10 protein-coding genes are annotated in these 12,522 nt (G+C 44.7%); 8 read left to right on the top strand and 2 right to left on the bottom strand.

Features of this window, described 5'->3' with window-relative positions; all coding sequences use genetic code 11:
- Positions 1-49 precede the first annotated feature (49 nt).
- On the top strand, positions 50-568 hold the full coding sequence (locus tag Vgang_RS08215) for an RNA methyltransferase (protein WP_105903323.1): 519 nt from the start codon (positions 50-52) through the stop codon (positions 566-568).
- Here Vgang_RS08215 and Vgang_RS08210 read toward each other — a convergent pair.
- A complete protein-coding gene (locus Vgang_RS08210; RefSeq protein WP_105903322.1) occupies positions 565-1,437 on the bottom strand; it encodes a TraB/GumN family protein in 873 nt (290 codons plus the stop codon). The two genes, Vgang_RS08215 and Vgang_RS08210, sit on opposite strands and share 4 nt — an antisense overlap.
- A 90-nt stretch (positions 1,438-1,527) precedes the next feature.
- The gene (locus Vgang_RS08205) at positions 1,528-4,260 is read right to left on the bottom strand and encodes a cation transporter (protein ID WP_105903321.1); all 2,733 of its coding nucleotides are present in this window, start codon (positions 4,258-4,260) and stop codon (positions 1,528-1,530) included.
- A gap of 631 nt (positions 4,261-4,891) precedes the next feature.
- On the opposite strand from Vgang_RS08205, the gene Vgang_RS08200 reads away from it, so the two are divergent.
- From Vgang_RS08200 to Vgang_RS08170, 7 genes are all read left to right on the top strand, one after another.
- Positions 4,892-6,349 (top strand): OprD family outer membrane porin, encoded by a 1,458-nt coding sequence (locus Vgang_RS08200; protein ID WP_105903320.1) that lies wholly within the window; start codon positions 4,892-4,894, stop codon positions 6,347-6,349.
- A 580-nt stretch (positions 6,350-6,929) separates the two neighbouring features.
- Positions 6,930-8,357: a glutamate--tRNA ligase gene (gltX, locus tag Vgang_RS08195; RefSeq protein ID WP_105903319.1), complete on the top strand. Its 1,428-nt coding sequence runs from the start codon at positions 6,930-6,932 to the stop codon at positions 8,355-8,357.
- Between the two features lie 245 nt (positions 8,358-8,602).
- A complete protein-coding gene (locus Vgang_RS08190; RefSeq protein ID WP_105903318.1) occupies positions 8,603-9,457 on the top strand; it encodes a DUF3450 domain-containing protein in 855 nt (284 codons plus the stop codon).
- Between the two features lie 8 nt (positions 9,458-9,465).
- Positions 9,466-10,818 carry a MotA/TolQ/ExbB proton channel family protein gene (locus Vgang_RS08185; protein ID WP_170066859.1) on the top strand — a complete coding sequence of 451 codons (1,353 nt, stop codon included), beginning with the start codon at positions 9,466-9,468 and terminating at the stop codon, positions 10,816-10,818.
- 35 nt (positions 10,819-10,853) lie between these two features.
- Positions 10,854-11,363 carry a MotA/TolQ/ExbB proton channel family protein gene (locus Vgang_RS08180; RefSeq protein ID WP_170066858.1) on the top strand — a complete coding sequence of 170 codons (510 nt, stop codon included), beginning with the start codon at positions 10,854-10,856 and terminating at the stop codon, positions 11,361-11,363.
- Positions 11,360-11,767 (top strand): ExbD/TolR family protein, encoded by a 408-nt coding sequence (locus Vgang_RS08175; RefSeq protein WP_105903315.1) that lies wholly within the window; start codon positions 11,360-11,362, stop codon positions 11,765-11,767. The genes Vgang_RS08180 and Vgang_RS08175 overlap by 4 nt, the downstream gene beginning before the upstream one ends.
- An 11-nt stretch (positions 11,768-11,778) precedes the next feature.
- A complete protein-coding gene (locus Vgang_RS08170; protein WP_105903314.1) occupies positions 11,779-12,483 on the top strand; it encodes an energy transducer TonB in 705 nt (234 codons plus the stop codon).
- Positions 12,484-12,522 lie beyond the last annotated feature (39 nt).

The following is a 12,522-nucleotide window of genomic DNA, read 5'->3' as shown; positions in this document are numbered from 1 at the left end:
GGGATTTTTGCTAGAATCACGGCCTTTTTATGACTTATAGAAAATAACCATGCTAGCCAAAACTTTAAAGAGCAAAGTCACCATCGGCCTAACTAACCCTAAAAGTCCTTCTAATGTCGGTGCTGTCATGCGTGCGGCGGGGTGTTATCGAGCGGATGCGGTCCGTTATACTGGCGTGCGTTATGAAAAAGCTGCCAAGTTTCATACGGATACTAAAAGTATGACGCGTAAAATTCCGCTGGATGGGGTGGATGACATGCTGCAAGGTTTAAGCCCGGGTACCAAAGTTGTGTGTGTAGAGCTTGCCGAAGGGGCGATTCCATTGCCTGAATTTCAGCACCCTGAAAACGCGTTATATGTGTTTGGGCCGGAAGATGGCAGCATAGATCAAAGTGTGGTGTCTAAAGCCGATGCCGTGGTTTATGTGCCGACGGTGGGGTGTATGAATCTAGCCGCGTCAGTGAACGTGTTGCTTTACGATCGCCTTGCTAAATCGTCAAACATAGAACAAGGCGATGAGTTGATCCGTAAGAGCCGTGATAATCGCAATAAATTACAGGTAGATTAACGACACTGCGCAGTATTGCTGGTGGTGAGTAGTTCGATCTCGTAGCCTTGCTGACCTAATAGCTCACGCAGGTTATGCTGGCCGATAAGGTGCAGAGCGCCCACCGCAATAACGTATTTTCCTGTCGGGGCAAGGAACTGTGGATCGATGATTTTTTCGATCCATTTTTTATTGCGTGAAGTGAGTAATTGGCTGCTGGTGGCATCATCCCAATCGGCGGTTTCTAAGATGTCTAATAACGTTTCTTTATCGCCGTCTTTCCAACTTTGGATCAAGCAGGTGTAGATATCTGTGTTGTTTTGTTCATCGCTGATGGATTCTAATAATAAATCTTTACCATTGTCTGGCAGCGTTTGCAGAACATGCAATTGCTCGGCCATGGTTTCAAACGTCAGCAGAGGGACGTTGAGGCTTTGCGCTTGTTTCAACAAGGTTTGATCCACACCGCTGTCAGCATCGTAACCCAATTGCTGAAAGGTTTGGTTTTCAATGGTCACAGCAGTCAGCCAAGGTGGAATATCCAGCAATACTTGTGGGTTTAATTTCAGTTCTTGTGCCACTGCTTCTAGCTGGAGTTGTTGCTGGTTATTGAGTACATCCCGAGTGAGTAATACTCCTGTGAAATCAAGATCGGGCGCATCTTCAACATCCGTTTCTAATACCAACCCATCACTGATTTTTAGGAAGTTTTCCAATGGCATAGGCAGTGGATACATGCTTTTGTCACCCAGGTGAATGGTGCCAATTAACATGAGCTGCTGTTGTCCTTTGGTGGCTTTCCAAACCATAGGTTCTGCGTGAGCGGTATGACTAAGCCAAAGTGACGGAAGTGATAGCAAAGATAATAGAAAAGGACGCCAATTTTTCATTTTATACTCGCAGGATGAGTGAATTAAATTGAGGATAGCATGAATCTATTTTTTCTCATGCTATACCCGTCTTACTTGAAGCGGCTAAAGTTAATCCCCAGACTGAAACAACCGTAATCTATTGGCGTTACTGACGACGGTGATTGACGATAAGGCCATGGCTGCGCCCGCAACGACAGGGCTTAACATGATGCCAAATACTGGATACAAGACACCGGCGGCAATCGGGATACCTAAGGTGTTATAAATAAATGCGCCAAGTAGGTTTTGTTTAATATTTTTCACTGTCGCTTTGGATAATTCAATCCCGTGTACGATTGCCAATGGTGACGATTTTAACAACGTCATGTTGGCATTTTCTATCGCGATGTCAGAGCCGCTACCCATCGCTATCCCGACATCGGCTTGCGCTAAGGCTGGTGCATCATTGATACCATCACCCACCATAGCGACAATGCGCTGTTCATTATCAGACTGTTGAAGCTGGCGAATATGCTCTGCTTTTTGATCTGGCATCACACCGGCAATCACTTTATCAATACCAAGTTGTTTGCCAATGGCCTCGGCTACCGATGGATGATCACCAGAAAGCAGCACGGCTTCGATGCCCATTTGATGCAACTTATCAATGGTGGCTTTAGATTCTTCACGGATAGGATCGGACACTCCAATAATGGCGGCCAACTCTGTATTTTGGGCAACCATAATTGGCGTTTGTGCTTGTTGTTCTAGCTGTGTCAGTTCGTTTTTGTGATGCGATAAATCAACATTGTTTTGCTCTAAATAGCGTGGGCTACCAATCCAATATTGCTGGCCATTAATTGTGCCCGTCACCCCTAAGCCACGCTCGGTTTGATAATGAGTGAGCGAATGTTTTGCTTGGCTTGCATCGGGATAGGTTGCTTCAATGTAATCGCACACGGCTTGCGCAAGAGGATGTTCTGATTGCGCCTCAATTTGATGAATGTTTTGCCATAATTCATCGTCATTCTCTCGCAGAGACTGCGCGCTTTGTACACTCGGTTTGCCTTGTGTGAGGGTGCCGGTTTTATCAAATACGATGGTTTGAATTTGACTTGCGGTTTGCAGCACTTCAGCGTCTTTAATTAAGATGCCAAGCTCGGCCGCTTTACCGACGCCAACCGTGACTGACAGTGGTGTCGCTAAGCCTAGTGCGCACGGGCAGGCGATGATAAGGACGGTTGTGACCACAACTAACATGTAACTGGCTTGCGGCGCAGGACCAACCCAATACCAAATCGCAGCGGCAATCAGTGCTATTGCAATCACGACTGGCACGAATACGGAAGATATTTTATCGGCTAGGCGCGCTAATTCCGGTTTACTGCTTTGCGCTTGGCGCACTAATTGAATGATGCGCGAAAGGGTTGTTTGTTCTCCTACCATAGTCGCTTTGATGAGTAGGCGACCATCTTGATTGATGGTGCCAGTAAAGACTTTATCACCAGATTGTTTTAGTGCGGCAACAGGTTCACCGGTCAGCATAGCTTCATCAATGTAAGACTCGCCTTCGACGACTTCCCCATCAACCGCGATTCGTTCACCCGGTTTAACACGTAAAATCATGCCGGCTTGAATGTCTTTAACCGCGATCGTTTGTTCTTCACCATCTTGATACAAAATAGCGGTTTTGGGTTGAAGATTAATCAAGCCTTGCAATGCATCGGTGGTGCGCGCTTTGGCTTTGGCTTCAATATAATGACCAAGCGAAATTAAGCCGATGATCATGGCACTGGCTTCAAAATAAACATGGCGAGCTTGCTCTGGGAACCAGTTTGGTAATAACACCACAAGCATAGAATATAGCCACGCAGCACCAGTACCGAGTGCAACCAACGTATCCATGGTAGCTCGAGAGTGAGTAAGTGCTTGCCATGCATTGACGAAAAAGGGGCGACCAGCGGTAGCAAGTAAAGCCAGACAAATAATACCGACTATGCCCCAGCTCCATTGAGATTGAGTGGACGTGATTATCATGCTGCCGCCGAGTAAGCCCCAAAGCATCAAAGGGACACCAATGGCAATACCGGCGATGGCACTGTTGCGATGTGATTTCTGCGTACGTTCAAATTGGGCTTGTTGCTGCTCACGCATTTGATCGTCATCTTGAATGATTTCAGCCTGATAGCCTGCCTGTTGCACATTGTCAGCGAGTGCAGCGATGAGATCGTTTGAGACTTGGTCTACGTATACCCAGGCACTTTGCTCCGCTAAATTGACTTGAGCGCGTGACACTTGCGGATGTGCCGAAAGTGCCTTTTCGACCGAAGACACACAGCTCGCGCAGGTCATACCGGATATAAGAAAATGCAGTGCCTGCTGTTGTGGACTTGTTTTTTCTGGCTCTGCTTCTGAATTATCGGCTTGAGATGTGGATGCTTGAAGCGCTTGATCCTGATGTGCTTTATTTCGGTTCGATGTATTGAGGCTCGCTTGATAGCCGAGTTGTTCAATGGTTTGCACCACATTCTGGCTATCCACACTCCCTGTTAAAGTTAACGTGTCTTTTTGAACATCCAGTTGGCTGATGCCATCCATTTCTTGCAGTGCCTGTTCGACTTTAGCAATGCAACGTCCACAATTGAGCCCTTGCAACTGGTAGTGCTGGATGGCCTCGGCATGGTATCCAAATTCGTCTATTGCTTGGTTTATCTGCTTAAGGGAGGCTTCCGTTTCTACGTGCGCTTCCGTTGGCGTAATCGATTGAACATGAGTATTAGGGAGAGTTTCGAGTTTGGTTTGAGTTTTTCTCGCACAACCCATGCAATTTAATCCAAACAATTTTAAATGATACTGGTTCATATTCCCTCACCATACAGATTTCAATGTTGATGTTGACACTATAAACCTTCCATCAAGGTTAAGGTCAATAAAGAAATATCTTCTCTTTTAAATGTGTATTTTCCAAATAGCGGGATAATTATGGGTATTTATTTTTTATAGAAAATTAAGTTGGTGGTTATCGAGTCCAAGTTCGGCTGTGTGTTGAGGCGTACAGGTTGTGAAATCCAATGCATTGATGACTGTGGTTAGGTTGAAAAATAATCAACAACATGATGATTTCTAATAAATTAACGTTTTTGACGTATGTGGTTTTGTGTATAGGATCAAACTTTTTATTGAATCTATAGGTTTTGTATTTGTGTGGATATAAAGAGGATGTGATCTGAGGCGGAAATGAAAGGGAAATACATAAATTGATGAGATCTCTATCACTATGTTTTATTTTTCATCTTTTTATTTTTTTATTAAGTTGTTGTTTTTGTTTGACTATATGTTTTTATTTTCTCATCGGTTTGAAGGCGGTCAAATTTCCCTAGTATTTAAATTTTTGTCTCGAAAAAAGATGGCATGATTTTGGTGTGGAAACATTCCCAAGCCTGCTTACCAGCTAGAGCAAGTTTGGGACTTATAAAAACAATAGGGGATACATATGAAAACAAATTTTAAAAAGACAGGTTTTAAAAGGACAGTGCTCAGCACAGCAGTGACGTCTTTACTTTTAGGTTCCGCAGCCGCATATGCCGCTGACGATGTCGCACCAAATGATCCAGCAATCGCAGGCCAAGGCGTTGTTGAGAAGCAATATGAAGGTGGCTTCTTTGAAGATGCGACCGTGAATGGAGCTATCAACGTTTGGATGCGTGATCGTACCCGTGCCAAAATCGGCCCTGATGGTAAAGACACAGCGAAATACACCAACCTAGATCATGGTTCTATTTATGCCGGTTTAGATATCCGTTCAGGTTATGCTGCCGATGTGGTGGGTTTGGATTTAAACGTATACGCTACTTTTGATATGTGGAATAACGGTTCGCCTGACCACGAAATGAACTTCTGGAACGTGAATAATCCTTACGATATGGACCCAGGCACTAATACGGGTTGTACAGGTACGTGGGATTCTTCTTGTACTGACAATGGTGCAGCATTCCAAACCGCAGCAATTAAAGTCAAGTTAGGCGAATATGGTATTGCGCGTGGTGGTTATTTCCAACCTAGCGTACCAACCGCCATGGGTGTGAACTGGTCATACGCAGCCGGTACTTATGAAGGTGGTGAAATCGGGCTGAACTTTGGCCCTGTAGAGCTTGGTTTTGTTTACGCCGATGCTTATAAAGCGCCTTGGTACAAACACGATTACAGCTTCCGTACCGGCACCGGTCCTGATGCAGAAGATGCAGGCGATGCTTACTCTATCGGTATGCGCTACACCATTAATGACCAAATGTTGTTAGATGTTGCTTATGCAGGTTTAACCGACGGTGATCGTAAAAACGCGCATGTGAAGTTCAAATGGACAACCGATGGTGGTTGGTATGTATCGCCACAAGTTTACGTTGTCGATGATGATAACCAATACGATAAAACCGCTTTCCAAGCAGCGTTGTTAACAGCGAAAACATTTGGTCAGTACGGCCTACGCCTAGAAAGTACCTACACTTCAGCCGATTCAGAAGACACGCGTGGTAATGTGGGCAATCTAGCATACCGCTTGACTGAAGCTTACGGTGGTTCAAACGGTGCATACGATATTTGGTGGAACAATCGTTCGGATTTCAACCACGATGGTGAATTAGGTTTCTTCGCAGAATTAAAACGTGACTTCTCTGATTTCGGTGCGCCAGGTTTCTCTGTTGGTCTAAACGGTGTTTATGCCTTTGGTGCAGATTCAGATGTCGACGGTATTGATGACCTAGTGGAATACTCAGGCAGTGCATTTGCCAACTACGCCATCCAAAGCGGTGCGTTGAAAGGGGCTAACTTCGGTATCTACTACACCCATTATGTCAATGATTCGAACGCAGGCGATTGGGCTCCGTACTCAAATGCCTTCCAAGATGAAAATGACCTAAAAGTGACTCTAACTATTCCGTTTAATGTGAAATAAGAGTTATGCAACAACAAGTGGTCATGTGCTGATGTGACCACTTGCTTGGATGGAGGTGGCCGCCATTCATCCAAACCGTTTCATTGTTGAAACGTGATCCTAAATTGATATAGCTATACCCAAGTAACCTCAAGATGCGAGTTTCAGCAAGAATAAAACAAGTTTTAGGCAAGGCAAATTGAATATGATCATAGTGATTCTATCTCTGTTCAATTTAACGCAGCATAAAGCTTGTTTTAACTAGCCCTTCGGGAGCTTCATCCAAGCCCTTAGCCAGCGTCAAATTTACTTGAAAGGTGCTTACATTCCGCATAAATCTTCCTTGTCTAAAGACTTGGATGATAGCTCTGAATTCTGCATCTTGAGGTCACTTGGGTATAATGCAAAAGGAAATGTCTCGCGGCGTTTCCTTTTTTAGTATTAAAGTTTCAAAATTCTGATTGGCTATTTTAGTACTAACCTGAGAGTGCTAGAATACGCGCACTATTTTGTTTACTTGGCCAGTCTTTCTCTTGTTTGGCTCAGTATTTTCAGCAAATCTTCTTTTCGTCTTTATACAAGATTAAATAAGGTATTTTTCATGACGGTTAAAACACGCTTTGCCCCTAGCCCAACAGGCTACTTACACGTTGGTGGCGCACGTACAGCTCTTTATTCTTGGTTATATGCAAAAAGCCAAGGCGGTGAATTTGTTTTGCGTATTGAAGATACCGATTTAGAACGTTCAACCCAAGAAGCGGTTGATGCCATTTTAGAAGGTATGCAATGGATGGGTTTGGATTGGGATGAAGGTCCTTACTACCAAACTAAGCGTTTTGATCGTTACAACGAAATGGTTGATAAGCTATTAGCCGAAGACAAAGCCTACAAATGTTACGCTTCAAAAGAACTGCTTGATGAAATTCGTGCAGAGCAAGAAGCGAATAAAGAAATGGCGCGTTACGATGCTAACCATCCAAAAATCGTAGCAGTAAACCAAGCGGCGAAAGAGGGTGACCCATGTGTGATCCGTTTCCGTAACCCGAAAGAAGGCTCGGTAGTATTTGATGATCAAATCCGTGGTCGCATTGAAATTTCAAACAGTCAGCTAGATGATTTGATCATTCGCCGTACTGATGGTTCTCCAACCTATAACTTCTGTGTGGTTGTGGATGACTGGGATATGGGCATTACTCATGTTGTACGTGGTGAAGACCATATCAACAACACGCCTCGTCAAATCAACATTTATGAAGCACTTGGCGCGCCAGTCCCGACCTTTGCACACTGTGCGATGATCTTAGGTGATGACGGTGCCAAACTGTCTAAACGTCACGGTGCGGTGAGCGTAATGCAATACCGTGACGAAGGTTACTTGCCAAACGCATTAAACAACTACCTAGTTCGTTTAGGCTGGTCTCACGGTGACCAAGAAATCTTCTCTCGTGAAGAAATGATTGAGTTCTTTAGCTTAAATGCGATCAGCAAATCTGCGTCAGCATTTAACACGGATAAGTTACTTTGGTTGAACAACCACTACATTAAAACCTCTGAGCCAGAATATGTGGCAGAGCATCTACAATGGCACTTAGACAACCTAAGCATCAGCACAGACAATGGCCCAGCGATTACTGATGTGATTAAACTTGTCGGTGAGCGTTGTAATACGCTGGTGGAATTGGCAGAGCAATCGCGCTACTTCTACCAAGACTTCTCTGAGTTTGAAGCGGGCGCAGCGAAGAAACATCTACGCGGCGTGGCGAAAGAGCCACTAGAATTAGCATTAGCGAAGATCGAAGCATTAAGCGATTGGTCTGTTGAAGCTTGTCACGGCGTGATTGAGCAAGTATGCAGCGAGCTAGAAATTGGCATGGGTAAAATCGGTATGCCACTACGTGTTGCTGTGACTGGCGGCGGTCAATCTCCATCTGTTGATGCCGTGATGCACCTAGTCGGTCAAGCGCGTGTTGTAGCTCGCATTAAAATGGCACTTGAGTTTATTGCTGAGCGTGAAGCCAACGCCCAATAAGCAACGCCCAATTAACAACGCTTTAAACCAAACATTATAGAAATAATGCCGATCGAACGATCGGCATTTTTTTTGTCTTAATTTTATACAAACAGTTCAAAACCTGATTTTAATCAAGGTTATTTTTTATTTTTATTCTTAATGGTAACTATTATCATTAACTTTTGTTTTTTTATCGTATAGAATATCCGCTTCACTGACTTCCGTTGGTTTACCTGACGTCTTTATATTGAACGGACTTAATCATGTTGTTTTCATCATCCACTCAGCTCATGCAGCGCGGCCAAAGACAAGCAAAGCTCAGTATTTTAGCGTTGACTTGCTTAGCAGCGTTTTCAAATTCGGTTTCTGCTGATTCACTCGATAATGCGCGCAGTATCGAGCGTCAAACGAACCAAGTCGCAGCACAATCTCAGCAAAAAATTGATGCTAATTCCGATCAAAGTTTTGAGCTACAAGCGGAAATTGAACGCTTGCAAGACCAAGTTGATAACCTCTCATTGTATCAACAGCATTTAAAGAAATTGGTTGAAAGTCAAGAGGCTGAAAAAGTCAGCATTGATGAACAGCTAGAAAATATCGCTGAAACTCGTCAAGGTGTGGTGCCATTGATGTACCACATGATTGATGGATTGCAATCTGCGATGGAGCAAGGCGTGCCGGTTAGAATTGAGAGCCGCCAGAAGCGTTTGCAAGAGCTGAAAACCTTAATGAGTCGTGCGGATATTTCTGAAGCAGAAAAGTATCGTCGTATTTTAGAAGCCTACCAAATCGAAATGGATTACGGATCGAAGCTAGGCGTTTATGAAGGACAGATCCAATTATCTGAAAATGACAGCCGTCAAGTGGACATTATGTATGTAGGCAAAGTGGTGTTATTAGCTCGAAGTAAAGATGCGAGCCATGCTTGGGTGTGGCAGCAAGAATCGAAACAATGGCAAGAAGCAAGTGCAGAGCAGCAAGTTGAAATCAATAAAGCTTATGCCCTAGCCAATAAACAGCAGGCACCAAGTTTGTTAACACTACCGCTTTCGATTACACAAACTTCTCAAGCGACTGACTCAAATACCAATAGCTCAGTGAATAAGGAGACCGAATAATGAAATATTTGTCTCTTAAATCGTCAGCAGTCTTGCTTGCTCTATTGACCGCAACTTTTACGGTTTCAGCGGATGATTTATCTAATTTAGACAATAAAGCGAAAGCCGATCAGCAAGTCGAAAATACGCATAACCAACAACGAGTTCAGTTGAGTGCTGAGCAGCGTGCAGCGTTGCAAGCAAAGCGTGACCAGTTATCGAAACAACTCGCTCAAATTGAAAAAGAAAACGCGCAATTAAGTGATACTTTCGCTGCCAATGAAGAGATCTTGGCGGAGAAAAGTAAGGATTTGCAGCTAGCAACGGGCAGTCTTGGTGAATTATTTGGCGTGGTGCGTCAAGCAGCAAAAGATGTGCAACTGAGCTATGAAAGTTCGTTTTTGGGTGAGCAAGGTAAAGCGTTTGATGCGCAGTTAAATAAAGTCATCAGTACCGATTCACTGCCTTCGCTAAAACTATTGAATGGCTTATGGCATGCGATGCAATACAAGGTAGAAACAGGTAGCCAAGTGACTGATGTGACCATTCCTTTTGTACAAGGAGATGGTAAAACTCAGCAAGCTCCAGCCATTCGCATTGGTGATATGGCACTGCTCACAGAACAAGGATACGTGAAGTGGGACTTTACGCGTCAGCAAGCGGCAAACTACCTAGCTTTACCGTCTAATGCTCCAACCTTGTCTGACTTTACCTCTAACGCTGGACAGTCTTTATTGATCGATCCGACTCGTGGCGTGATGTTAGAGCAATATGCGCATCAACCGACGTTAATGCAACGCATCGATCAAGCGGGTGTGGTGGGTAAAGTCATCATTGCTCTTTTAATCATTGGTTTGATTATTGCTCTGGTTCGTGGCGTGCGTTTAGGTATTACTCAACAGCAAATTTCTAAACAGTTAAAACAGCCTGAAAACCCAACCGATGACAATCCGCTAGGTCGCATTCTTCATGTGTACAACAAAGAGAAGAAACAGTCGGTTGAGTCGCTTGAGTTGCGTTTACTTGAAAGTATTTTGGATGAGCAGCAAGGTCTTGAACGCGGCTTGTCGATGCTGAAATTGTTTGCCGCACTGGCGCCTATGCTGGGTCTACTCGGCACGGTGACCGGTATGATTGAAACCTTCCAGGTGATCACCCAATTTGGTAATGGTGACCCGAAAGTCATGGCGGGTGGTATTTCGATGGCATTGATTACCACGGTATTAGGTCTCGTAGCCGCGATGCCGTTATTGCTGGCACATAATGTCTTGTCTAACCGCGCAGAAGTGATTCGTAATACGCTTGAAAAACAAGGTGTGAGCTTAGTGGCTCGCCGCGCTGAAGCCGAATCAGATGCACAGCTAACTGGAGCGAGCGCCTAATGTTAGCTTGGATTGTCATTCAATTTCCCGACTTGATGAACTCTCACTTGATGGAGTTTATGTCTCGTGGTGGGCAAGTGTTGTGGTGGCTAGCAGCGGTGGTGTTATTGTGCTGGGTTTTGATCATTGAGCGCATTGTGTTTTTGAGTGTCTCTTACCGTCATCAAAAAGCCGAATGGGTCGCTCAGTGGAAGCATCGCACGGAACATGACTCTTGGTATGCGCTGGCACAAAAAGAAGGCATGTTGCAACAAGCGCATGTGATGCTGACTCAGTATTTGGATTTAATCAAAGCCTTAGTCAGCCTATGCCCAATGCTCGGTTTACTCGGTACGGTGACCGGTATGATCACTGTGTTTGATTTAATGTCGATTTCTGGCAGCAACGATCCGAAACTCATGGCATCTGGTATTTCAATGGCAACCTTACCGACCATGGCAGGCATGGTAGCCGCATTGGCAGGTATGTTTGCTCATTCTCGATTAGTGAAAGTCGCAACTCGTAAAGAAATGCACTTAGAACAGCAATTAAGGAGTGGCGAATGAGATTAGTTCGTCCTACAAAAGCAAAAGAAGAAGCGCAAGTCGATTTAACCTCGATGCTTGATATTGTATTCATTATGTTGATCTTCTTCATTGTCACCAGTTCGTTTGTGAATGAATCTGGTGTCGAAGTGAACCGCCCACAAGCCTCAAATGCTACGGCGCAAACCGATGCCGGTATTTTTATTGCGGTGACCGCCGCCAATGATGTGTATATCGACAAACAACGTGTGGATGTTGAACGTGTTGGTGCCGCACTTGAAAAAATTGTCATTGATAAACCGGATGCCAGCTTGGTGATTCAAGCGGATCAACATGCGTATAACGGTACGGTTGTACAAGTGATGGATGCGGCGAAAGGGGCGGGTATTGCCAAAATTGCCTTAGCCACAGCCGATAAATCCTAGGTGAAAGTAGTATGAGTGTCAGCAGTCACGCACACAAGATGAACACTTCCTCAGCACGCTTATTGATTGCGATTCCATTAGGATTAATCACGGCTTTTGCTTTGTTTGCGCTTATGTCGTGGATGGTGGGTAGCGTGAAAACCGGGGTAACTGATGACCAAGCGCCATTAGCGTTTGATGTGGTGATGCAAGAGCAAGATTCTGAATCGCAACGTCGTATGCGCCAGCTCCCTGAACCACCAAAAGTACCAGAACAACCACAAGAGATGGCGACGCCGCAAACGCCGACTGCCGCCGTACCTCAAGTACAAGCCCCACAAGTGGCAATTGATACCAGCATGACGTTTTCCGATTCTAATGTTGCCATTAATATGCCGGCGATTAATGTCAGCAACCCGACGCCTGTGGCAGCAGGTAATGTGGGAACCGGAGTCGGTCAGCAACAACAAGCGATGCCGTTATATCGCGCTGAGCCCACTTATCCTGCTCGCATGTTGAAACGTCGCGTGGAAGGCTTTGTGGTGATGTCATTTACCATTAATGAACAAGGCCGGCCGGAAGATATTCAAGTGGTGCAAGCTGAACCAAGTAAAGCGTTCGTTCGTCCCGCGGTTCAAGCATTAAGAAACTGGAAATACCAGCCACAAATTGAAGGTGGCAAAGCGGTCAAGCAACCGGGCCAGCAAGTTAAAATTGAATTTAAGATCAGTCACTGATGATAACGATGAGAACAGTGATAACGTCGATGGGATTTG

This window comes from Vibrio gangliei (assembly GCF_026001925.1).
In the GTDB taxonomy this organism is placed as follows: domain Bacteria; phylum Pseudomonadota; class Gammaproteobacteria; order Enterobacterales; family Vibrionaceae; genus Vibrio; species Vibrio gangliei.
This window is presented reverse-complemented; position numbering and strand designations above follow the sequence as displayed.

Bases quoted from the DNA above. Each gene is read 5' to 3' on its own strand.
- Vgang_RS08215 (WP_105903323.1), top strand. From the start codon at position 50: ATGCTAGCCAAAACTTTAAAGAGCAAAGTCACCATCGGCCTAACTAAC.
- Vgang_RS08170 (WP_105903314.1), top strand. From the start codon at position 11,779: ATGAGTGTCAGCAGTCACGCACACAAGATGAACACTTCCTCAGCACGC.
- Vgang_RS08180 (WP_170066858.1), top strand. From the start codon at position 10,854: ATGAACTCTCACTTGATGGAGTTTATGTCTCGTGGTGGGCAAGTGTTG.
- Vgang_RS08200 (WP_105903320.1), top strand. From the start codon at position 4,892: ATGAAAACAAATTTTAAAAAGACAGGTTTTAAAAGGACAGTGCTCAGC.
- Vgang_RS08175 (WP_105903315.1), top strand. From the start codon at position 11,360: ATGAGATTAGTTCGTCCTACAAAAGCAAAAGAAGAAGCGCAAGTCGAT.
- Vgang_RS08210 (WP_105903322.1), bottom strand. From the start codon at position 1,437: ATGAAAAATTGGCGTCCTTTTCTATTATCTTTGCTATCACTTCCGTCA.
- Vgang_RS08190 (WP_105903318.1), top strand. From the start codon at position 8,603: ATGTTGTTTTCATCATCCACTCAGCTCATGCAGCGCGGCCAAAGACAA.
- Vgang_RS08205 (WP_105903321.1), bottom strand. From the start codon at position 4,260: ATGAACCAGTATCATTTAAAATTGTTTGGATTAAATTGCATGGGTTGT.
- gltX (WP_105903319.1), top strand. From the start codon at position 6,930: ATGACGGTTAAAACACGCTTTGCCCCTAGCCCAACAGGCTACTTACAC.